Genomic DNA, 21,151 nt, shown 5'->3' on the forward strand with positions numbered 1-21,151 from the left:
TTATCCTAGCCCATCCGAGGGACACCCATGCGGCGCATTTCCGGGATCATGTGATGTAGGAGCGGGGCGGGACGGGGGCTAGCGATGGGGGCGCGGGTGATGCGCCGGCAGCTTAACTACCGCGCAGTGCGCGGTCCGGCGCGCTAACGCACCAGCGCGCGCAAGCCCCCCAGCAATTTCCCGATCTCCGCCTCGGTGGTCAGGTAGCTGACCGAGGCGCGGGCAATCTGGCTGAGTCCGCGGGCGTTCATATCCAGGGGCGTATAGGCGGCGCCGTTGCTGCCGATCACCACGCCCTGCGCCGCCAGGCTGCGCTGCACCGACACGGGGTCCTGGCCGGCCACGTTGAAGGCCACCAGTCCGGAGCGCTCGCGGCCCTGGTCCAGCACCGTCACGCCGGGTATTTCGGCCAGTTGCGCGCGCAGCGCCTGTGCGGTGGCATCGATCCGCGCACGGATGTTCTCAAGGCCGATCTCCAGCGCTTCCTGCAAGGCATTGGCCAGGCCGCAGCGCAGCGCCATCGATGCTTCCGCCGATTCGAAGCGGGCCGCGCCAGGCAGCAAGACGGGCTCGCCGCGCGCATCCAGCGGCGCGGAATAGGTGTCGACGAATGCCGGCGTCAGGCGGGGCAGGAAATCCTGCCGCACGTAGAGCAGGCCGGTGCCCCTTGGTCCGCGCAGCGCCTTGCGGCCGGCGCCGCTCAGCACATCGCAGCCTACCTGGGCCACGTCGACCGGCAACTGGCCCACCGCCTGTGCGGCGTCGATGAAGTAGGGGATGCCGTGGCGCCGCGCCACCTTCCCGATGGCTGCGGCGGGATTGATGAGTCCGCCGTTGGCCGGCAGCCAGGTCAGCGCAATCAGGCGCACGCGGTCGTCCAGCATAGCCTCCAGCGCTTCGGGATCCACGGCGCCGCTGCTATCGGACGGAATGGCTTCGATCGAGGCGCCCGCGCGCTGCGCCGTGAGGCGCATGGCGGCCAGGTTGCCGCCCCATTCATGGCGCCCTACCAGGATGCGGTCGCCGGGCTGCCAGGATCCCAGTGCGGCAAAGGCGGCGCCCCAGCCGGGAGAATTGCCTGTGGTCAGGGCGATCTCCGCCGGCTGGGCGTTCAGCAACTGCGCGGCAAGCGTACGCGCGCGTTCCGTTTGTTCGCGGGCCGCTACGCCGGCCTCCATTGGCCCCTGCGTGGCTTCGCGCCGCAGGTGGGCGTGGATTGCCTCCAGCGTGGCCGCGGAGGGCAGCGAGGCGCCGGCGTGATTGAAATGCGTGGTGGTCAGCGTGCCTGGCGCGCGGGCGCGCTGCGCGTCCACGGCGGCGGGGGTGAGGGGGGCGGGCATGGGGGTTCCGGTAGGGCGCGTCGGGTTCAGGGCTGGGTCAGCGAGAGCACGGCTTCGACTTCCACGGCAACGCCGCTGGGCAGCGACGCAACGCCAACGGCGGCGCGCGCGTGACGACCCGCCTCGCCGAATACCTGCACCATCAGGTCCGATGCGCCGTTGGCGATGGCGCTCTGGCGATGGAATTCCGGCGTGCTGGCCACGAAGACGCCAAGGCGTACGACACGGGCCACGCGGTCCAGCCGGTCACCCGTGGCGGCGGCAATCTGCGACAGGATGCCCAGCGCCGACAGCCGCGCGGCCTGCACGCCGTCTTCGTCGGAGATGTTGTCGCCCAGGCGCCCCAGGTAGGCGGGCTGGCCATCCTTGCGTGAGATCTGGCCGGAGATAAAGAGCAGATTGCCTTCCTGCACGAACGCCACGTAGTTGGCGGCGGGAGCGGCCGCGGATTCCAGGGCCAGGCCGAGTTCGGCCACGCGGGCGGAGATGGAGAGGGTCATGTCGGTTACGCCGGAACGAGGTTGGGAAACGCCAATCCTATCGGCTTGGCCACGTCGGAACCAATCAATTCTTGGCCCGCATGCATGAGTAAAACTAATGCGTGGCGGCTAATGCGTGCCGTCCATCGGGTCGCGGACGGCGGTTTCGAGGAGCCACGCACGGAATGCCGACGCGGCCTCGCTCAGCGGGCCGCGCGGCGTGACCAGCCACCATCCGATGCCGGGGTCATCTAATACCGCGCCGGGCAGTGCGGGCACCAGTGCGCCGCTGGCCAGCTGCTGGGCGATCAGGCGGTGCCGGCCCATCGCCATGCCTTGCCCGGCGAGCGCCGCTTCCACCACGATGTTGTAGTCGTGCAGGCGCACGGTCTGTGCCTGGCCAAGCTCCAGGCCGAAGCGGCGGGCCCAGGCATCCCATTCGAACGGATGCCTGGCATGCGAGGCCAGGAACGGGTAGCGCAGCAGGTCCTGCGGCTTGCGCGGGCGGTCCGGGCCCGCGATCAGCGCGGGGACGCAGACCACCGACAAGCGCTCGGGCATGATCAGTTGCGCGTCCACGCCCGGCCAGGCGCCCCGGCCGTAGCGGATCGCCACGTCCACCTCGCCGCCCGCCACGTCCGCAAGGGCGATATCGGGGCGCAACTGCAGGTCGATGCCGGGATGCTCGGCCGAGAAGGCCGGCAACCGCGGCGCCAGCCAGCGCGTGCCAAAGGACGCCAGCAGCCCCACGGTCAGGGCCGTGCGCGCGCCGGCGGGGGCGCGGATCTGCTCGGTGCCCTGGCGCAGCAGCTCGAATGCCGCATGGACCTGTGCGTAGTAAGCCTGCCCCGCCTGGGTCAGCGCTACGGCGCGGGCGCGCCGCTCGAACAACGCCACGCCGAGGTCTTCTTCCAGTTTCTGGATATGGTGGCTGACCGCGCTTTGCGAGACGAACAGCTCTTGCCCCGCCTGGCTGAAGCTCAGGCGTCTTGCAGCCGCTTCGAAAGCGCGCAGGGACACAAGGGGCGGCAGGGATCGCGTGGAACGCATGAGGCTAGGCGGAGGGCTTGGGGAGCCGATATGCTACGCCTTGTCGCGGGGAGGTGCTTGCGGGCGGGGGGCTGCTAATGCAGGGCGGGCGCGGGCGGCATCGGCGCGGCCCACCGATAAACCAGCAGGCGCCCCTTATAGGCCTCCACGCCGGGGGAGGCCGCGCGGTCCAGCTTTTCCTCGCGCATCAGGAAACCCTGCTCGGCCATCTGCCGGTTGAAGGCCGGGCGGTTGCCGCGGTCGGGATCGACGATCCAGACCTCGACGGTGGGGCTGGCATGGCGCCCGATAAAGTGAGCCAGGCTGGCATTGGCATCGCGCTCGTAGAGCAGGTCGCTGCCGATGATCAGGTCGAAATGGCCGTGGACGTAGGCGCTGGCCGGGCTCGCACCCTCGGCGGCGTCCTGTTCCGGCGCCGTGGCGCTCCAGTGCCCGTGCCGGTATTTCATCGGCGCCAGGCCATTCAGGCGCACGTTTTCCGCCAGGAAGCTGGCTGCCATCGGATGGCAGTCGCTGGCGGTCATGTCGGCGCCGCGGCGGTGTCCCACCAGGCTGGCCAGGCCCAGGCCGCAGCCGATCTCCAGCACGCGTTCGGTGATATCCACCGGACGCGCCGCCATGCGGGCAGCCAGGTGCGCGCCGGATGGCCACAGCAGGCCGAACAGCGGCCACATGGCGGAAGAAATGCCCATGCGATCGGCTTCGCCGAGGGGGTCGTAGTACTGCTGCTTATCCAGCAGCGAGCGAATGACCAGGTCGGCGACGCCGGCGACGGCGATGCTCTCTTGCTTGGTTTGATAGCCGGGCATCGAGGGGGGGGGGAAGCCAGGACGCCGGCTTCGCAATGGGGAGGGAGCCAGCCAGTATGCCCGAAAAGCACCGCAGCAGCGCGGAAACAGGCGGCAAATGCGCCGAAGTGCAGCGAAAAATGCGGAAGAAGGGCTCCGGACGCCGTAGCGGCGGCGGGAATGTGCCGGAAAGGCCAGCCGCGGCAGACCGCTCTCGCGCCCAAGCCATGTGCGAGAATCCGCGATAAACAAAACATCGGATATTGTTGTCCGCCTATTCTCGGAGCTTATCGCCGTGACCATCCCATCCAGCGCGTCCATCCGCAAACGCCTGCGTATGCGGCACCTGCAGCTGATGCTGGCGCTGTCGGAGTCGCCCTCGTTGCGCCAGGCGGCGGAAGGGCTGGCGCTGACCCAGCCGGCGGCCACCAAGTCCTTGCAGGAACTGGAGGATGTACTTGGCGTATCGCTGTTCACGCGCCACGCACGCGGGCTGGACCCCACGGTGTCGGGCAAGGCGGTGATGCGCTACGCGCGGGTGGTTTTTGCCGACATGGACGAGTTGCGCGAAGAACTGGTCGCCATCCAGGCTGGCGATGTCGGCAAGGTGCGCGTGGGCGCCGTGATGGCGCCGGCGCCGGATTTGCTGACCCGGGTGATCGTCAGGCTCAAGCAGGCGCATCCGCGCCTTCACATCATCGTGCAGATCGATACCAGTGATGTGCTGGTGCACGCCCTGCAGCAGGACCAGATCGATATCGTGCTGGGCCGCATCCCGGATGGCTGGCCGTCGGAGGAGCTGTCGTTCGAGACGCTGGGGGAGGAGGCGCTGTCCATCGTCACCCGCGTGGGGCATCCGGCGGCGGAGCGCGGCAAGCTGAAACTGGCCGCGCTGACGGAATACGCGTGGATCATCCAGCCGCATCCCAGCCCGATGCGCCAGATCATCGACCAGACCTTCCGTGAGAACCGCGTGCCGCCGCCGGTGAGCACGGTGGAGACGTCGTCGATCCTCACCACGCTGTCCGTGCTGCGCGAATCCGACATGCTGGCCGTGCTGCCCACCTCGGTGGCCCGCTACTACGAAGACCTGAACATGATCGCCACGCTGCCGGTAGCCTTGCATGGCCGGCTCGCACCCTATGGCCTGGTGCTGCGCAAGAGCCGCCCGCCCACGCCCGCCATGCAGCTTGTCATCGACATGCTGCGCACGGGCGGGCACGACGGGCAGGGCGGGGCGGCCACCGTCAGGCCTTGATCCCGCGCACTCACTCCGCCGAGATCCGGGCTCGCCGGACCACTTCGCCGTAGCGCTGCATCCGCTCGGCCATCATCCGCTCGAAGGCGGCCGGCGCCATCTCCTCGGGCGGGAACACGCCGCGCGCGCGCAGGGCCGTCTGCATGGCGGGGTCGCTGGCGGCCTGGCGCACCGCCTGGTAGAGCTTCTGCACCACCGGCTCGGGCGTGCCGGCAGGCGCGGCAATGCCTGTCCAGGAGCTCAGGTTGAGCTGTGGATAGCCTAGCTCGGCCATGGTCGGCACATCGGGCAGCTGCGGCAGGCGCTGTTCGGAAGCCACCGCCAGCGCACGCACCTTTCCTTCCTTGATGTAGGGCAGCATGATGACCAGGTTGTCGAGGATGAACTGGACTTCATTGCTCAGCACTGCCGTGATCAAATGCGTGCCGCCGCGATAGGGAATGTGCGTGGCATAGATGCCGGTGCTGGCCTTGAGCATCTCCACATTCAGCTGGCCCATGCTGCCAACCCCGCCGCTGCCGTAGTCGAGCTTGCCCGGGTTCTTTTTCGCGTAGGCGAGGAACTCCGCGAAGGTACGCACCGGCAGGCTCGAGTGCACCACCAGGGCGTTGGGCTGGCGGCCCAGGATGGCGATGTTCTCGAAATCCTTGATCGGGTCGTAGCCCAGCTTCGGCTGGGTCAGCGGGTTGGCCAGGTGACTGCTCTGGGAGGAGACCACCAGCGTATAGCCATCGGGCTTGCTGCGCGCCACCGATTGCGTGGCGACCGAGCCGCCCGCGCCCGGGCGGTTGTCGACGACCACCGGCACGCCGAGGATGCGCGAGAGCGGCTCCGAGTACTGGCGGGCCATGATGTCCACCGAACCACCGGGCGGAAAGGGCACCACCAGCGTGATGGGGCGCGAGGGATACGCGCCTTGCGCTTGCGCGGCCAGCGGCGCGGCACACGCGAGCGCGGCTACGCTGAGGCCGGTGCGGAGGAAATGGCGGCGAGAGAATGGCACGTTCGGCATGGCAGTGTGGTGAAGGTGGTTAAACATCGGATGCAGGGGAAGTGCCCCGGCTCAGCGCAGTGCGAGGATGGCTAGTGCTACCGCCTGCGCGCGCGGCACGAAGGTGGCAAGCTCGCAGTACTCGCGCACGGTGTGCGCATGGCCGCCCACCGGGCCGGTGCCGCACAGCGTGGGGGTGCCCACCGAGGAGGTGAGCCCGCTATCGGCGGCGCCGCCGGTGAATTCGCCCTCTACCGAGAAGCCCAGCTGCTGCGCGCCGCGCTGGTACAGCGCCAGCAGGTCCGCGGGCGTGCGGGTCATCGGCCGGGTGCGGCGCATGTCGGTGATCCGGCCCGTGGTACGCGGCAGCGATTCGGCCTCGATGATGGCGCGTATCTGCTCGACCAGCGCGTCGATGTCCGTGTCGGCGGTGAAACGCACGTCGAGCTCGGCCTGCGCATGCGGTGCCACCATGTTGGGCACGATACCGCCTTTCACGCAGCCCACATTGGTGGTGATGCCCCGCTCGGCGTCGGTCAGCGCATGCAGCGCCAGGATCTTGCGCGCGAGCGCGTCGATGGCGCTGGCACCCTGGGCATGATTGACGCCCGCGTGCGCGGCCACGCCCTCTACCTCGAACTCCACCACCATCGACCCCTTGCGCCCGGTCACCAGGTTGCCGCTGACGCGGCCAGGCTCGGCGTTGAACACGGCACGCGCGCCGCGCGCCACGTCCATGATCCGCTCGCGGGTGGCGGCCGATCCGATTTCTTCGTCGCAGGAAAAGAAAAGGCGCACTGGCAGGGCGTTGCCGCCGCAGCGCGCCAGGGCCTCGGCCACGAACACATTCATCACCAGGCCCGATTTCATGTCGGCCACGCCTGGCCCGTAGGCAAGCCCGTTTTCCACGCGGAAGGGACGGCGCGCCGCCGTGCCGGCCGGGAACACGGTGTCCATATGGCCCATGAGCAGGATCGGCGCGCCATCGCCGGCGCCGGGCACCAGCGCATCCAGGCACACGCCGTAGCCGGGCACGGCATGCAGCGTGACCGCAATGCCCGCAGCTTGCAGGTGTCCGCGCAGGACCTCTGCCACGGCCGTCACGCCGGCTTCCTGCCGGCTGCCGCTGTCGATGTCCACAATGCGCTGCAGCAGCGCCTGCATTTCAGCCTGCTGGCCTTCCAGCCAGTCGATCACCTCGCCCGCCGCCTCGGCAAGCATCTCGCTATCCGCCATATACCCCCGCTCCTTCCACCGTGTGGATCTGATTCATGCATTGCAACAGTGCTATGATCATGCAATATGCATTGCAATGTGTCAACGCCATGAAAAATCGACAGGAGCCCCCTCAACACAGCGCCACCCTGCTTGAGCGCCTCGCGCGCGAGGCGGCCACGCTGACCACCCGCGAGCGCACGCTGGCCGATGCACTGGGCCGCGACTATCCGCATGCGTTGCTGGAATCGGCCACCTCGCTTGCCGCCCAGCACGGCACGAGCGCCTCGACGGTGGTGCGCCTGTTCGCCAAGCTGGGCTATGCCAGCTATGCCGACGCCCAGCGCGAGGCGCGGGCCAGCGTGACGGCGCTCCTGCCCACCGCCGGCCAGCGCGCGCCGGCCACGATCGGTGGCAAGCGTACTTTGCGCGCCTGCGTGGACGACGCGCTGCTGCACGACCAGCACAACCTGGCGGCCACCCACGATGGGCTGGACATGGCGGCCTTCGAGGCGATTGCGCGTCTGCTAGCCGAGTCGCGCGGGCGGTTGTTCGTGCTGGCGCAGAAAAACAGCGCGCCTGTGGGGGCATGGCTGGCGCTGCATCTGAACATGTGCCGGCCGCAGGTTCAGGAGTTGGGGGCAGGAGCGGTGACTGCCACGGACGCCATGCTGTGGGTGGAGCCCGAGGATGTGCTCCTGACGTTCAGCATCCGCCGCTATTCCAGCGCGCCGGTGAGCATCGCCCGCGCTTTCCGGGAGCGCGGTGCGCGCGTGATTGCGATTTGCGACAGTCCGGCCGCGCCACTGGTTCCGCTGTCGCATCATCATCTGCTGGTGCGCACGGCCAATGCTTCCCCCTTTGATTCCTATACGGCGGCCTTCTTCTTGTGCAATGCGCTGGTCTCGGCGGTAGCGCAATTGCGCCATCCGGCGGTCATTAAGGCGTTGCAACGGCGCGATGCGCTGTGGGAAGCCTTTGAGGCTGATCCTGTTGAGGGTTTGAGGCGGGGGTAGGCTGGTGCTGGCACTGCCGGGGATTTCGCCGCTGGCGCGGGGCTACAAGCAGCCCCCCCAAAGGCATGCATTAACTCACACCACTACATCTTCCAGCGTGACCAGCTGCGCGCCATCCTGCACCTGATCGCCGATGGCGTAGAGCACTTCCTGCACCACACCGTCGGCGGGCGCAGTCAGTGTGTGCTCCATCTTCATGGCTTCCATCACGATCAGCGGATCACCCTTGCCGATGACGGCGCCGGCCTGAACCATCACCGCGATGATGCGGCCCGGCATCGGTGCCACCAGCTTGCCGCCCTCGGCATCGGCCGTGCCCGCGTGGGCGAGCGGGTCGATGACCTCCAGCCGGGTTTGCTGCGCGCCGCTGAACACGTAAAGCGTTTCACCGTCGATATGGGTGCTGCCCTTGACGGTGCGCGCGCCAAGGTCGAGCGCGTAGCCGCCGGCCTGGGTGGTGGCGCGGAAGGGCACGGTCTGGTCGCCCACGGTGAGCCATTGCTTGCCGCTATCGCTGCGCAGGCTGGCAAGCGTTTCGCCTTCGCTGGTGCGCAGGCGGAACTGGCTGCTGGCGTCGCCGTTCAAGCGCCATGCCCCGGCGTTTTGCCACGGCGAATGCGCATCGGCCGGATCGACGCGCCGCGCGCGGGTTTCCGCATCCACCAGCGCCGCTACCGCCAGCGCGATGGTCTCGGTGCCCACCTGCGCGGTCGGCGGGAATAATGCTGCCTGGTTGCGTTCGATCAGCCCGGTGTCGAGGTCGGCGGTGCGGAACGCCTGCGAAGTCACCAGCCGTTGCAGGAAGGCGATATTGGTCGACAGGCCCACCACGTGATACTCCGCCAGCGCCTGCGCCATGCGGGCGAGCGCTTCCTCGCGGTCGCGGCCCCACACGATCAGCTTGGCGATCATGGGGTCGTAGTAAGGGCTGATGGTGTCGCCCTCGCGCACACCGGAATCGATGCGCACGCCGGCCGGGCCGTCGCCGTCATGGCCAAGGGCGAACGTCACCGCCGCCGGGGTGCGCAGGTAGCGCAGCGTGCCGGTGGAGGGCAGGAACCCCTTGTCGGGATTCTCGGCGTAGACGCGCGCTTCCAGCGCATGGCCGTGGATGCGAAGCTGATCTTGCTTCAGCGGCAGCGGCTCGCCCGAGGCCACGCGCAGTTGCCATTCCACCAGGTCTTGCCCGGTGATCATCTCGGTGACCGGATGCTCCACTTGCAGGCGGGTGTTCATCTCCATGAAGTAGAACGAGCCGTCCTGGTTGGCGATGAACTCAACGGTGCCCGCGCCGACATAGCCGACGGCCTGCGCCGCCGCAACGGCGGCTTCGCCCATCGCCCGCCGGCGTTCCTCGCTCATGCCGGGCGCCGGGGCTTCCTCCAGCACTTTCTGGTGGCGCCGCTGCACCGAACAGTCGCGCTCGAACAGGTAGACGCAGTTGCCATGCGTGTCGGCAAACACCTGGATTTCGATATGGCGCGGTCGGGTCAGGTATTTCTCCACCAGCACGCGGTCGTCGCCGAAGCTGGCGCTGGCCTCGCGCTGCACCGAAGCCAGCGCGGCTTCGAAGCCTTCGCTGGCTTCCACCACGCGCATGCCCTTGCCGCCGCCGCCGGCGCTGGCTTTCAGCAGCACCGGGTAGCCGATGCGGTCGGCCTCGTGCCGCAGCAGCACCGGGTCCTGGTCTTCACCGTGATAGCCCGGCACCAGCGGCACCGCGGCTTCTTCCATCAGGCGTTTGGCCGCGCTCTTGCTGCCCATGGCGCGGATGCTCGATGCCGGCGGGCCGATAAAGACTAGGCCCGCCGCGGCGCAGGCATCGGCGAAGCCGTCGTTTTCTGAGAGGAAGCCGTAGCCCGGATGGATCGCCTGCGCGCCGGTCGCCTTGGCCATCTCGATGATGTGGTCGCCGCGCAGGTAGCTGTCGCGCGCGGCGGCGGCGCCGATGTGCACGGCCTCGTCGCACAGCGCCACGTGGCGCGCGTTGGCGTCGGCATCGGAGTAGACGGCTACCGTGCGGATGCCAAGGCGGCGGCAGGTGGCTGCCACGCGGCAGGCGATTTCGCCGCGGTTGGCGATCAGGATCTTGTTGAACATGGCTGTTCCTAGTTTTAGTTCTGGCGGCGTGGCTGCGATGGCCGCGCGGGTGGTTCGGCGGCTACCCGTGCCGCACGGCGCTTGATTGGCTGGGGGCTGGCTGGAGGTTCGCTCAGGCAGGCCGCCAGGACGGCGAGCGTTTTTCCAGGAAGGAACGCACGCCCTCGCGGCCTTCTCCCGAGGCGCGGATCGCGGCAATGCGGTCGGCGGTATCGGCCAGCAGCGCATCGTCGATAGCCCGGCCCGACACCTCCTGCACCAGCCGCTTGCTCTCGCGCACGGCGTTGGGGCTGTTGGCCACCAGCGCGGCGGCCAGTTCGGCCACCTTGGCGTCCAGCGCGTCGGCCGGCACCACCTCATGCACAAAGCCGAGTCGCAACGCCTCGGCCGCGCCGAAGCGCTCGGCCGTGATGAAGTAGCGGCGCGCGGCCTGCTCGCCCATGGCGCGGATCACATAGGGGCTGATGGTGGCGGGCAACAGGCCCAGGCGCGCTTCCGACAGGCAGAAATTCACCGGTTCCGCGGCTACCGCGATGTCGCAGGCCGCAACCAGGCCCACGCCGCCGGCATAGGTGTCGCCGTGGATGCGTGCAATCACGGGCTTGGGGCAGGCCCAGATCGTGTGCAGCATCTGCGCCAGGGTCAGCGCATCGGACCGGTTCTCGTCGTGCGAGTAGCCGGCCATCTTCTTCATCCAGTTCAGGTCCGCGCCCGCGCAGAAGGCCGGGCCATTGCCCGCCAGCACGATGGCACGCACCGCGGGCTCGCTGCCCAGCGCGCGGAAGGCGCCGGTCAGCTCGGCGATCACGGTCTCGTTAAAAGCGTTGCGCACGTCCGGCCGGTTCAGCGTGACGGTGGCCACGTGCTGCGCGGCGGTGACGGTCAGGGTGGTGAATTCCATGGTTGTGTCCTGTGCGATGCGGTGCGATTCAATATCCGGGGCATTTACGCGTGCAATGACGGCGCGCGATCACATGCGGAACACGCCGAACTTCATCTCGCCGATCGGCGCGTTCAGGCTGGCCGACAAGCCCAGGCCCAGCACCGTGCGCGTCTGGGCGGGATCGATCACGCCGTCATCCCACAGCCGCGCGCTGGCGTAGTAGGGGTGGCCCTGGTGCTCGTACTGGTCGCGGATCGGCTGCTTGAACTTGTCCTCGTCCTCGGCGCTCCAGCTGCCGCCCTTGGCCTCGATGCCGTCGCGGCGCACGGTAGCCAGCACGCTGGCCGCCTGCTCGCCGCCCATCACCGAGATCCGCGCGTTCGGCCACATCCACAGGAAACGGGGCGAATACGCGCGCCCGCACATGCCGTAGTTGCCCGCGCCAAACGAGCCGCCGATGATTACCGTGAACTTCGGCACCTGCGCCGTCGCCACCGCCGTCACCATCTTGGCGCCGTTGCGCGCGATGCCTTCGTTCTCGTACTTGCGGCCCACCATGAAACCGGTGATGTTCTGCAGGAACACCAGCGGGATCTTGCGCTGGCAGCACAGCTCGATGAAGTGCGCGCCCTTCAGCGCCGATTCCGAAAACAAGATGCCATTGTTGGCGATGATGCCGACCGGATAGCCCCAGATCCGCGCAAAGCCGCAAACCAGCGTGGTGCCGTAGCGCGCCTTGAACTCGTCAAAATCCGAATCGTCCACGATGCGTGCAATGACTTCGCGCACGTCATACGGCTTGCGCGTGTCGGTAGGAATTACGCCATACAGTTCTTCCACCGGATAGCGCGGGGGCAGGGGCTCGTGCAGGCGGATCTGGTCCGGCTTGCGGCGGTTCAGGTGCTGCACGATATTGCGCGCGAGCGACAGCGCGTGCGCGTCGTTCTGCGCGAAGTAATCGGCCACGCCAGAGAGGCGTGTGTGCACGTCGGCGCCGCCCAGGTCTTCGGCCGTGACTTCTTCGCCGGTGGCCGCTTTCACCAGCGGCGGGCCGCCCAGGAAGATCGTGCCCTGGTTCTTGACGATGATGGACTCGTCGCTCATCGCCGGCACGTAGGCGCCGCCCGCCGTGCACGAACCCATCACCACCGCGATCTGCGGGATGCCTTGCTTGGACAGGTTGGCCTGGTTGTAGAAGATACGGCCGAAGTGATCGCGGTCAGGGAAGACGTCGTCCTGGTTGGGCAGGTTGGCGCCGCCGGAATCCACCAGGTAGATACAGGGCAGGTTGTTCTGCTCGGCGATTTCCTGCGCGCGCAGGTGCTTGCGCACGGTGAGCGGATAGTAGGTGCCGCCCTTGACGGTGGCGTCATTGCAGACGATCACGCATTCCTGCCCGGCGATGCTGCCGATGCCGGTGATGATGCCGGCGCCGGGCGCGGCATTGTCGTACATGTCGTAAGCCGCGAGCTGCGACAGTTCCAGGAACGGCGTGCCCGGATCGAGCAGTTGCTGCACGCGATCGCGCGGTAGCAGCTTGCCCCGCCCGAGGTGCTTGGCGCGGGCTTCCTCGCCGCCGCCTTCGGCCAGCCTGGCGATCTTCGCCTTGAGGTCGGCGACCAGCGCCTGCATGGCGTCGGCATTGGCGCGGAAGGATTCCGAGCGTGCATTGAGTTTGGTTTCGAGCGTGGGCATAGGTGTCGGGTCTCTATTCTTTTATGTCGTGCAGTGATCGCGGCGGCGCAGGCAGGCCGGCAGGGCAGCTTACGCCGTTTCGGCGTACAGCTCGCGCCCGATCAGCATGCGGCGGATTTCCGACGTGCCGGCGCCGATCTCGTACAGCTTGGCGTCGCGCCACAGCCGGCCGACCGGGTATTCGTTGATATAGCCGTTGCCGCCCAGGATCTGCACCGATTCACCGGCCATCCAGGTGGCCTTTTCGGCGGTGTACAGGATGACCGCGGCGCAGTCCTTGCGCACCTGGCGCACGTGTTCGGTGCCCAGCGAATCCAGGTTCTTGCCCACCGTGTACAGATAGCTGCGTGCCGCCTGCAGCGTGGTGTACATGTCGGCCACCTTGCCCTGGATCAGCTGGAACTCGCCAATGCTCTGGCCGAACTGCTTGCGGTCGTGGATGTAGGGGGTGATGACGTCCATGCAGGCCTGCATGATGCCGACCGGGCCGCCGGAAAGCACCGCGCGCTCGTAGTCCAGCCCGCTCATCAGCACCTTGGCGCCGGCGTTCTCCGCGCCGAGGATGTTCTCGACGGGCACTTCCACGTCCTGGAACACCAGCTCGCCGGTGTGCGAACCGCGCATGCCCAGCTTGTCCAGCTTCTGCGCCACCGAGAAGCCCTTCATGCCCTTCTCGACGATAAAGGCGGTCATGCCGCGCGCGCCCAGGTCCGGCTCGGTCTTGGCGTAGACCACCAGCACATCGCAGTCCGGGCCGTTGGTGATCCACATCTTGGTGCCGTTGAGCACGTAGCGGTCGCCCTTGAAGTCGGCGCGCAGCTTCATGCTCACCACGTCGGAGCCGGCATTGGGCTCGCTCATGGCCAGCGCGCCGATCCAGTCGCCGGAGACCAGCTTCGGCAGGTATCTGGCTTTTTGCGCGGGGGTGCCGTTGCGGTGGATCTGGTTCACGCACAGGTTGGAGTGCGCGCCGTAGGACAGGCCAACCGAGGCGGAAGCACGGCTGATCTCTTCCATCGCGATCATGTGGGCCAGGTAGCCCATATTGGCGCCACCGTACTCCTCCGCCACGGTGATGCCGAGCACGCCGAGATCGCCCATCTTCTTCCAGGCGTCCATCGGGAACTGGTCGGTGCGGTCGATCTCCGCGGCGCGCGGAGCGAGTTCGGCCTGCGCCCAGTTGCGCACGGATTCGCGCAGCATGTCGATATCTTCGCCGAGGTGGAAATTGAGGCCTGGAAGTTCGTTCATAGGAGTGCTCGTTATGTTGTTCAGTGGGGCTGCGAGAAGCACAGCCCGATGTCAGGTGGAAGCCGGGTCGGAGTCAGGCGGTCTTGGTCTCGTCGAGTCCGAGTTCCTGTGTCATGCGGTCGCGCATCACGAACTTTTGCACCTTGCCGGTAATGGTCATGGGCATCTCGCTCACAAAGCGGATATAGCGCGGAATCTTGTAGTGCGCGATCTGGTCGCGGCAGAAGGCGCGGATATCGTCCTCCGTGGCGGTCTCGCCCGGCTTCAGCACGATCCATGCGCACACTTCCTCGCCGTACTTGGGATCGGGCACGCCGAACACCTGCACCGCCTGCACCTTGGGGTGGCGGAACAGGAATTCCTCGATCTCGCGTGGGTAGATGTTCTCGCCGCCACGGATCAGCATGTCCTTCACGCGGCCGACGATATTGCAATAACCCTCTTCGTCGATGGTGGCGAGGTCGCCGGTATGCATCCAGCCATCGCGGATCGCCTCGCGGGTGCGCGGTTCATCGTCCCAGTAACCCTGCATCACCGAATAGCCGCGGGTGCACAGCTCGCCTTTTTCTCCAACGGGCACAATCTCGCCCGCGCCGTCGACCAGCTTGACCTCAAGGTGTGGCTGGATCAGCCCGACCGTGGTCACGCGCTTTTCCAGCGGGTCGGTGGTGGAGCTCTGGAAGGAAACCGGGCTGGTTTCGGTCATGCCATAGGCGATCGTCACTTCCGCCATGTGCATTTGCGAGATCACGCGCTTCATCGTCTCGATGGGGCAGGGCGAGCCAGCCATGATGCCGGTGCGCAGCGTGGAGAAGTCGAATTTCCCGAAATCCGGGTGATCCAGCTGCGCGATAAACATGGTCGGCACGCCATGCAGCGCCGTGCAGCGCTCCTCGCTGACCGCCGCCATGGTGGCTGCCGGTTCGAACGCCTCGCCAGGGAACACCATGCAGGCGCCGGTGGACACGCTGGCCAGCACGGCCAGCACCATGCCGAAGCAGTGATAGAACGGCACCGGGATGCAAAGCTTGTCCTGCTCGGAGAACCGCATCGCCATGGCGATAAAGCGTCCGTTATTGACGATGTTCCGGTGCGTCAGCGTGGCGCCCTTCGGCGCGCCGGTGGTCCCGCTGGTGAACTGGATATTGATCGGGTCGTTGCGATCCAGTTGCGCGGTGATCGCGTCCAGCTCCCCGGTGATGGCGTGCGTGCCGTGTGCCAGCAGCGCATCGTAGTTCAGCATGCCCGGCGTACGCTCGCCGCCCATGCGGATCACCCAGCGCAGTGTGGGCAGACGCGCCGCCTGCAGCGCGCCCGGCTCGCAGCTTTGCAGCTCCGGCGCCAGGGTCTGCAGCATTTCCAGGTAACGCGACGTCTTGAACGACTCCGCCGCCACGATCGCCTTGCAGCCCACCTTGTTCAGCGCGTATTCCAGCTCCGACAAACGGTAGGCCGGGTTGATATTCACCAGCACCAGTCCCAGGCGCGCCGTCGCGAACTGGGTGACCAGCCATTCCACGCGGTTCGGCGACCAGATACCGATCCGGTCCCCGCGCTCCAGGCCCAGCAGGCGCAAGCCGCCGGCCATGGCATCCACCACCTGCGCGAACTCGCGCCAGCTCCAGCGGATACCCTGCTCGCGGAACACCACCGCCTCGCGGTCCGGGAAACGCGCTACGGTTTCCGCGAGCAAGGCCGGCACCGTCAGTTCGGACAGGGGGATATCGGTCCGGCCCCGTACGTGGGAGAGCCCGCCAATGGGCAAAGTGGTTGGGCTAGCGGCACCCTGTGTGGTCATACTTGTCTCCAAAGCGCTGTCGCAATCATGTCTGTTACCTGACTTCTTGAGCTCTATTCAACTTTGTTGAGCGCGGCTCAAGTCTCGGGGTGCGCATATTTTCTTGTATCTGGGCCTGCCATCCAGGCACCGGACCAGTAGCGTTGAGTGGAAAAGTACACGCTAGACCGGAAAATTGCAACCTAGACTTGAGTAAAGATCAATTACAATGCGATGACAGGGCCGAGGGGGCGCGGAGGCACGCCCGGGCGCAGGTTTTCATGCTGCGCGGCACTATAATCGCCGGCTTCCGGCAAGCGAGGTAACACGTCGATGGACGACATCATGGTGCGGCGCCGCATTCCCGCGGGCGCCAAGGCGGAGCAACGCATCCGCGACATCCTCCGCGTGAGCCGCGAAGTCTTTGCCGAGATGGGGTACGAGCGGACCACCACGACCGAGATCGCCCAGCGCCTCGGCATCTCGGAGGCCACCGTGTTCACCTACTTCCACGGCAAGCGTGAGCTATGCGTGCGGGTGATCGAGGACTGGTACGACGAGATCATCGCGGCGGTGGAAGAGGGCATGCCGCGTGACCAGACCACCAAGGCCCAGCTCGAGTTCTTTGTGCGGACCCATTTACGGCTGTTCCTGATCCAGGGCACCGGCCTGTGCGCGCTGGTTCTTTCCGAGGGCCGCGCCAAGGGGCCCGGGCTGGGCGAGGTATTCGTGCCGCTGCAACGGCGCTACACGGCGCCGCTGATGGATATGCTGGCGCGGGCCAGGGAGAATGGGGAGATCCGCACCGATTTGCCGTTGAGTTTGCTGCGTTCGGCGATTTTTGGGCCGATGGAGCACATTCTCTGGGATGCGATCGCCAGGCAGCGGCCGGTGGACATCGAGCGGACCGCCAGGGACATCGTTGCGCTGCTCTGGCCGGCCTTGTTGCCGCCGGATCTGGAGGTGGTGGCGCTGCGGGAGTTTTATGGGGAGGTGGGGGCGGCTTTGCGGCGGGCGAGCGGCGGGCCGGTATAGGGCCAGGTGTTCCGCGCCTTGGACAAGGACTCCGCACTCGCCACCAATGCCGCCCGTTCCGTAGGCTACGCTAGAGATAGTCCGAAATCTCCACGGTGTTTATGTTGAAGCCGACGGCGAGCGCTAGCCCGATAAGAAACAGGATAAATGGCTGGAACGCCGATAGCGGCTGGAAACACGTTCCATGGCATGTCAAACCAGGTTTCGATGTGCTTGCTCCTCGGCACTGATGGACTCAAGACACTGCCCCGGTTCGTCGTCATTGGAAAACAAGCGCGGGGTGGAAAGGTAATCGCATTCAGGCGCCTGGCGGGGCTCCGGTCTCACCCAAGGTGATGGTCACGAACTACACGATGGCGCTCGCACAATGAGTGCGTGGTGCCTGTCGTCAAACGGGGAGTACCACGATGACTGACGAAGAGATCATCTTTCAGGAGTGTGGCCTGCAGATCGACAGGGTCGGCGAGCTTGCGCTGCTGATCGCGGACGTGTTCAACGCTTGCCGCGAAAGCAAGGCCAGTCTCAGGCCATCGGGGCTTGAGGATTCCCTGTTTGCCCGGCTGGTTGCGACGCAGGCCGTGGCCGGCTACCTGGTGGCAAGCGATGTGCTGCTCGGGCTGGACCGGCGCATGCACATACTGGCCGAGAGGGTCTGCTACGGTGTCGTCCTGAAGGAGCCATTCGGTGCCGGCACGGACTTCATCGTCATCCGAGGCACGGCCAGTCTGCTTGAGTGGCTGGTCAACGCAGAGTGCGAACTGGTCGGGGTACCGTCCGTCACGACCGCCGGGAAGGTCGAACTGGGTTTCTCGAGCATATTCACTTCCATGCAGTTCCTGAGCGCCGATAACACGGGGGACGCCCAACCGCTGCTTCCGAGCCTCATGAATGTGGCAAACGGCAACAAGCTGGTCGTCACGGGGCATAGCCTGGGGGCGGCCATCGCAAGCTATCTCACGCTAGGCCTGGCGAAGGCGGGTATCGGCGGTGACAAACTGGCGGCCTGTCTCTTTGCGTCGCCGCGGCCTGGGGACCAGGGCTTCGCGGATGACTTCCAGAGCAAGGTTGATAACTACATCGTGATCAACCACGCGCTTGACGCCGTGCCAAAGCTGCCGAAAGAGATTGCTGGCTTCAGATCGCTCCGGGACGTGTTGACATTCCCCAACCCAAACATTCCGTCTGTTGGCCCGACGATCAGGGATGATCTTCTCTGCCATCACCACGCAGTCTGCTACGCGGCGCTGGTGGCGCCTGGCGCCCTGCGCGCCTACACCGCGGACGCGGGAGTCGCGCCCGGCAAGGTTTCCTGGGCCAGCCTGCTTACGGCAAACCATGACGAGATGAACTGTATCGTGACGGACGTACTCCTCGTGCAGCAGAATCTGGACCGTCTGCGCGGGGCATAGTCCGGGTCCGGCCTGTCGCGGCGTTCCGTTCGGAAGCGAATTACCCGGCGACTGGCGCGATTGAATTTGCTGGCACAGTTCGCCGCGATTGCAGCTACATCACCAGCGCCGGCAGGAGGGTCGCCAGAATACAAGGCGCTGAAAGGTTGGCAGGTTCGGTCGCGGCGCAGTCCCACAGTAGCCCCACAGCAGCCCAAATGAAAAAGGGCTTCCATAACTGGAAGCCCTTCAAATAGGTGGTGCGGCTGGCAGGATTCGAACCCACGACCCCTTGGTTCGTAGCCAAGTACTCTATCCAACTGAGCTACAGCCGCACGCGAGGGCAGAACTATATCGCAATCGCGGAAAAATGCAATCTATTTTTGGTTAATGCATGCGCAGGATGTGCGGCGGGCTCTTGTCGTACCCCAGCCAATGGCGCGAATAAAGCCGCGTGACGAGCGGGTTCAGAATATCTCGGGCTGAACCAACGCATGGCCTCTCTCCTTGTTGCCGTTTCCCGCGGACGCGAACCTGCGTTGCGCGCCAAATGCCGTGCCCGACCGCACACAAATCAGGCGCCCCTACGGAAACGGGAAATTTTGCGCCGGGTAATCCCCATTTTTGCGTGTCGTGGGGTGTGGGCGTACCTTCCAATACGCTTCGGGTGAGGCGTGCGGCACTCGCGCCGCCGGCCGATTCCACTGCACCGCTTGCATCGCCACCGCGCCGGCGCGGCGCGGGTATCACTCCATATGGTGTTCCCGGCCCCTATCGCCAATAATGGTCTAACTGACATTGCCGGACGAGGGCGCGCCATGCTTTATAGTCCCGATGCAATTCGTACGATTGCCCTGCTGGGGCACGCGGGGTGCGGCAAGACCTCGCTGGTCGAAGCGCTGCTGCACAAGGGAGGCGCGCTGCATCTCCCGGGCAGTATCGAGCGCGGCACCACGGTCTGCGATTCCGATCCTCTCGAGCGCAAGTATCGCCACTCCCTCACCTCCGCGGTTGCGCACCTGCACTATCGCGACACCCGCATCTACCTGCTCGATACGCCCGGCTATCCCGATTTCTCCGGCCTGTCGATGAGTGTCCTCCCGGCGGTCGAGACTGCCGCCATCGTCATCAACGCGCAGACCGGCATCGAGATGACGACCCGGCGCATGATGGCCTGGGCGCAGGATCGCAAGCTGTGCAGGATGATCATCGTCAACGGCATCGACAAGGAAAAGACGGATCTGCCCGCGCTGCTGGCCGACATCCAGGAGGCCTTCGGCAAAGAGTGCTTGCCGATCAATCTCCCGGCGGGGCGCGCCGGCGAGGTCGCCGACTGTTTTTTCAGTCCCGCCGGCGAGGCGGACTTCCTGTCCGTGGCTTCGGCGCACGACGCGCTCGTCGATCAGGTCGTGGAGATCGATCCCGAGTTGATGGAACTCTATCTGGAGCAGGGCCAGGCGATCGCGCCGGAGCAGTTGCACGCGCCGTTCGAGCGGGCGCTGCGCGAAGGCCACCTGGTGCCGATCTGTTTCGCGTCGGCGGCCAGCGGCGCCGGCATCAGGGAACTGCTCGACGTGTTTGTGCGCCTGCTGCCTAACCCGACCGAAGGCAATCCGCCGCTTTTCTACCGTGACGCAGGCGAGCGCCGCGTCGCCGTTCGCGCCGAGCCGGTGCCCGACAAGCATGTGCTGGCGCATGTCTTCAAGATCACGATGGACCCGTATCTCGGCAAAATGGCCGTGTTTCGCATCCACCAGGGTATCGTCTCGCGCGACAGCCAGCTCTATATCGGCGACGGCCGCCAGCCCTTCAAGATCGCGCATCTGCTGATGCTGCAGGGCAAGGAGCGCGTCGAAGTGCCGCAGGCCGGACCCGGCGATATCTGCGCGGTGGCCAAGATCGACGAGATCGCCTTCGATGCCGTGCTGCACGATGCCAGCGAGGACGGCAACATCCACCTGGTCCCGCTCGATTTTCCGAGGCCGATCTATGGCCTGGCGATCGAACCGGCGCGGCGCGGCAACGAGCAGCGCCTGTCGGAAGTCCTGCAGAAACTCGGCGCGGAAGACCCGTGCCTGCGCATCGAGCATCCGGCCGGCACCAACGAAACCGTCGTGCTTGGCCTGGGCGAGCTCCAGCTGCGTTGCGCGCTCGAGCGCCTGACCGACCAGTACAAGCTCGAGGTGGTGACGCGGCCGCCCAAGATCGCCTATCGCGAAACCATCGGCGGCAAGGCCGAGGGGCACCACCGCCACAAGAAGCAGACCGGCGGTGCCGGCCAGTTCGGCGAGGTGTTGCTCCGCGTGGAGCCGCTGCCGCGCGGCACGGGCTTCGAATTTGTCGACGCGGTCAAGGGCGGTGCGATTCCGGGGCAGTTCATTCCCGCAGTTGAAAAGGGTATCCGCCAGGTTCTCGAAAGCGGGCCGCTGGCCGGCTTTCCGATGCAGGACGTGCGCGTTACCGTGTTCGATGGCAAGAGCCATTCGGTCGATTCGAAGGAAGTGGCGTTCGCGGCCGCCGGGCGCAAGGCCTTTATCGATGCTGTGCTCAAGGCGCGGCCAAGTGTGCTGGAGCCGATCGTGGATATTGAGGTGACGATGCCCGAAACGGCGATGGGCGACATCATCAGCGACCTCTCCGCCAAGCGCGGACAGGTGCGCGGCACGCGTACGGGGGCCGGCAACAGCGTCGTCGTGGCGGGGCAGGTGCCGCTGTCCGAGCTCAACGACTACCAGTCACGCCTGAACAGCATCACGGGCGGACACGGCAACTACACGATCCAGCTCAGTCACTATGAACCCGTGCCGCCCGCCCAGCAGGAACTGATGGCTTCGCAGCACAAGTCGCATGGGGAGGGCGCGGCCTGACGGTGCAGCAGGCCGATG

16 protein-coding genes and 1 tRNA gene are annotated in these 21,151 nt (G+C 66.3%); 5 read left to right on the forward strand and 12 right to left on the reverse strand.

The annotated features are described in order from the left end of the window. Nucleotides 1-143 precede the first annotated feature (143 nt). The 4 genes from ACZY0R_RS14510 to ACZY0R_RS14525 all read right to left on the reverse strand — a co-directional run bounded on the left by ACZY0R_RS14510 (nucleotide 144) and on the right by ACZY0R_RS14525 (nucleotide 3,678). Nucleotides 144-1,340 (reverse strand): aminotransferase class V-fold PLP-dependent enzyme, encoded by a 1,197-nt coding sequence (locus ACZY0R_RS14510; protein ID WP_488859049.1) that lies wholly within the window; start codon nucleotides 1,338-1,340, stop codon nucleotides 144-146. 26 nt (nucleotides 1,341-1,366) lie between these two features. Continuing rightward, the gene (locus ACZY0R_RS14515) at nucleotides 1,367-1,840 is read right to left on the reverse strand and encodes a RidA family protein (protein ID WP_488859050.1); all 474 of its coding nucleotides are present in this window, start codon (nucleotides 1,838-1,840) and stop codon (nucleotides 1,367-1,369) included. Nucleotides 1,841-1,948: 108 nt separating this feature from the next. Next, nucleotides 1,949-2,869 (reverse strand): LysR substrate-binding domain-containing protein, encoded by a 921-nt coding sequence (locus ACZY0R_RS14520; RefSeq protein ID WP_488859051.1) that lies wholly within the window; start codon nucleotides 2,867-2,869, stop codon nucleotides 1,949-1,951. A gap of 74 nt (nucleotides 2,870-2,943) precedes the next feature. After that, nucleotides 2,944-3,678 (reverse strand): class I SAM-dependent methyltransferase, encoded by a 735-nt coding sequence (locus tag ACZY0R_RS14525; RefSeq protein ID WP_045242428.1) that lies wholly within the window; start codon nucleotides 3,676-3,678, stop codon nucleotides 2,944-2,946. Nucleotides 3,679-3,994: 316 nt separating this feature from the next. Between ACZY0R_RS14525 and ACZY0R_RS14530 the strand changes: the two genes are divergently transcribed. Beyond that, the gene (locus ACZY0R_RS14530; RefSeq protein WP_488859705.1) at nucleotides 3,995-4,915 is read left to right on the forward strand and encodes a LysR family transcriptional regulator; all 921 of its coding nucleotides are present in this window, start codon (nucleotides 3,995-3,997) and stop codon (nucleotides 4,913-4,915) included. Between the two features lie 10 nt (nucleotides 4,916-4,925). Here the strand turns inward: ACZY0R_RS14530 and ACZY0R_RS14535 are convergent, their stop codons facing one another. Next, on the reverse strand, nucleotides 4,926-5,927 hold the full coding sequence (locus ACZY0R_RS14535) for a Bug family tripartite tricarboxylate transporter substrate binding protein (protein ID WP_156177412.1): 1,002 nt from the start codon (nucleotides 5,925-5,927) through the stop codon (nucleotides 4,926-4,928). Between the two features lie 51 nt (nucleotides 5,928-5,978). Continuing rightward, nucleotides 5,979-7,142 (reverse strand): M20 family metallopeptidase, encoded by a 1,164-nt coding sequence (locus tag ACZY0R_RS14540; RefSeq protein WP_488859052.1) that lies wholly within the window; start codon nucleotides 7,140-7,142, stop codon nucleotides 5,979-5,981. An 89-nt stretch (nucleotides 7,143-7,231) separates the two neighbouring features. Here ACZY0R_RS14540 and ACZY0R_RS14545 point away from each other — a divergent pair, with 89 nt between their 5' ends. Next, entirely contained in the window at nucleotides 7,232-8,137 is a 906-nt protein-coding gene (locus ACZY0R_RS14545) for a MurR/RpiR family transcriptional regulator (RefSeq protein ID WP_488859053.1), read from the forward strand. A gap of 75 nt (nucleotides 8,138-8,212) precedes the next feature. Here ACZY0R_RS14545 and ACZY0R_RS14550 read toward each other — a convergent pair whose 3' ends face one another. The 5 genes from ACZY0R_RS14550 to ACZY0R_RS14570 form a co-directional block, all read right to left on the reverse strand. Further along, complete coding sequence (locus ACZY0R_RS14550) at nucleotides 8,213-10,237, reverse strand: acetyl/propionyl/methylcrotonyl-CoA carboxylase subunit alpha (protein WP_488859054.1); 2,025 nt, start codon at nucleotides 10,235-10,237, stop codon at nucleotides 8,213-8,215. Nucleotides 10,238-10,349: 112 nt separating this feature from the next. Continuing rightward, nucleotides 10,350-11,138 carry an enoyl-CoA hydratase/isomerase family protein gene (locus ACZY0R_RS14555; RefSeq protein ID WP_488859055.1) on the reverse strand — a complete coding sequence of 263 codons (789 nt, stop codon included), beginning with the start codon at nucleotides 11,136-11,138 and terminating at the stop codon, nucleotides 10,350-10,352. A 69-nt stretch (nucleotides 11,139-11,207) separates the two neighbouring features. Continuing rightward, a complete protein-coding gene (locus ACZY0R_RS14560) occupies nucleotides 11,208-12,815 on the reverse strand; it encodes a carboxyl transferase domain-containing protein (RefSeq protein ID WP_045242432.1) in 1,608 nt (535 codons plus the stop codon). A gap of 69 nt (nucleotides 12,816-12,884) precedes the next feature. Next, nucleotides 12,885-14,066 (reverse strand): isovaleryl-CoA dehydrogenase, encoded by a 1,182-nt coding sequence (locus tag ACZY0R_RS14565; RefSeq protein ID WP_488859056.1) that lies wholly within the window; start codon nucleotides 14,064-14,066, stop codon nucleotides 12,885-12,887. A gap of 73 nt (nucleotides 14,067-14,139) precedes the next feature. Continuing rightward, nucleotides 14,140-15,864: an AMP-binding protein gene (locus ACZY0R_RS14570; RefSeq protein ID WP_488859057.1), complete on the reverse strand. Its 1,725-nt coding sequence runs from the start codon at nucleotides 15,862-15,864 to the stop codon at nucleotides 14,140-14,142. Between the two features lie 312 nt (nucleotides 15,865-16,176). On the opposite strand from ACZY0R_RS14570, the gene ACZY0R_RS14575 reads away from it, so the two are divergent. After that, nucleotides 16,177-16,878, forward strand: a complete 702-nt coding sequence (locus ACZY0R_RS14575) for a TetR/AcrR family transcriptional regulator (RefSeq protein WP_488859058.1) — start codon at nucleotides 16,177-16,179, stop codon at nucleotides 16,876-16,878. Nucleotides 16,879-17,285: 407 nt separating this feature from the next. After that, entirely contained in the window at nucleotides 17,286-18,287 is a 1,002-nt protein-coding gene (locus ACZY0R_RS14580) for a lipase family protein (RefSeq protein WP_488859059.1), read from the forward strand. 237 nt (nucleotides 18,288-18,524) lie between these two features. Here ACZY0R_RS14580 and ACZY0R_RS14585 read toward each other — a convergent pair. Continuing rightward, nucleotides 18,525-18,601, reverse strand: a tRNA-Arg gene (locus ACZY0R_RS14585). 483 nt (nucleotides 18,602-19,084) lie between these two features. Between ACZY0R_RS14585 and fusA the strand changes: the two genes are divergently transcribed. Further along, nucleotides 19,085-21,133: an elongation factor G gene (fusA, locus tag ACZY0R_RS14590; protein ID WP_488859061.1), complete on the forward strand. Its 2,049-nt coding sequence runs from the start codon at nucleotides 19,085-19,087 to the stop codon at nucleotides 21,131-21,133. The last annotated feature ends 18 nt before the right edge of the window (nucleotides 21,134-21,151 follow it).

The sequence above is a fragment of the Cupriavidus sp. F041 genome, from assembly GCF_057814235.1.

Coding starts and splice junctions, on each gene's coding strand:
- ACZY0R_RS14510 (WP_488859049.1), bottom strand. CDS start 1,340: ATGCCCGCCCCCCTCACCCCCGCCGCCGTGGACGCGCAGCGCGCCCGC.
- ACZY0R_RS14515 (WP_488859050.1), bottom strand. CDS start 1,840: ATGACCCTCTCCATCTCCGCCCGCGTGGCCGAACTCGGCCTGGCCCTG.
- ACZY0R_RS14520 (WP_488859051.1), bottom strand. CDS start 2,869: ATGCGTTCCACGCGATCCCTGCCGCCCCTTGTGTCCCTGCGCGCTTTC.
- ACZY0R_RS14525 (WP_045242428.1), bottom strand. CDS start 3,678: ATGCCCGGCTATCAAACCAAGCAAGAGAGCATCGCCGTCGCCGGCGTC.
- ACZY0R_RS14530 (WP_488859705.1), top strand. CDS start 3,995: ATGCGGCACCTGCAGCTGATGCTGGCGCTGTCGGAGTCGCCCTCGTTG.
- ACZY0R_RS14535 (WP_156177412.1), bottom strand. CDS start 5,927: ATGCCGAACGTGCCATTCTCTCGCCGCCATTTCCTCCGCACCGGCCTC.
- ACZY0R_RS14540 (WP_488859052.1), bottom strand. CDS start 7,142: ATGGCGGATAGCGAGATGCTTGCCGAGGCGGCGGGCGAGGTGATCGAC.
- ACZY0R_RS14545 (WP_488859053.1), top strand. CDS start 7,232: ATGAAAAATCGACAGGAGCCCCCTCAACACAGCGCCACCCTGCTTGAG.
- ACZY0R_RS14550 (WP_488859054.1), bottom strand. CDS start 10,237: ATGTTCAACAAGATCCTGATCGCCAACCGCGGCGAAATCGCCTGCCGC.
- ACZY0R_RS14555 (WP_488859055.1), bottom strand. CDS start 11,138: ATGGAATTCACCACCCTGACCGTCACCGCCGCGCAGCACGTGGCCACC.
- ACZY0R_RS14560 (WP_045242432.1), bottom strand. CDS start 12,815: ATGCCCACGCTCGAAACCAAACTCAATGCACGCTCGGAATCCTTCCGC.
- ACZY0R_RS14565 (WP_488859056.1), bottom strand. CDS start 14,066: ATGAACGAACTTCCAGGCCTCAATTTCCACCTCGGCGAAGATATCGAC.
- ACZY0R_RS14570 (WP_488859057.1), bottom strand. CDS start 15,864: ATGACCACACAGGGTGCCGCTAGCCCAACCACTTTGCCCATTGGCGGG.
- ACZY0R_RS14575 (WP_488859058.1), top strand. CDS start 16,177: ATGGACGACATCATGGTGCGGCGCCGCATTCCCGCGGGCGCCAAGGCG.
- ACZY0R_RS14580 (WP_488859059.1), top strand. CDS start 17,286: ATGACTGACGAAGAGATCATCTTTCAGGAGTGTGGCCTGCAGATCGAC.
- fusA (WP_488859061.1), top strand. CDS start 19,085: ATGCTTTATAGTCCCGATGCAATTCGTACGATTGCCCTGCTGGGGCAC.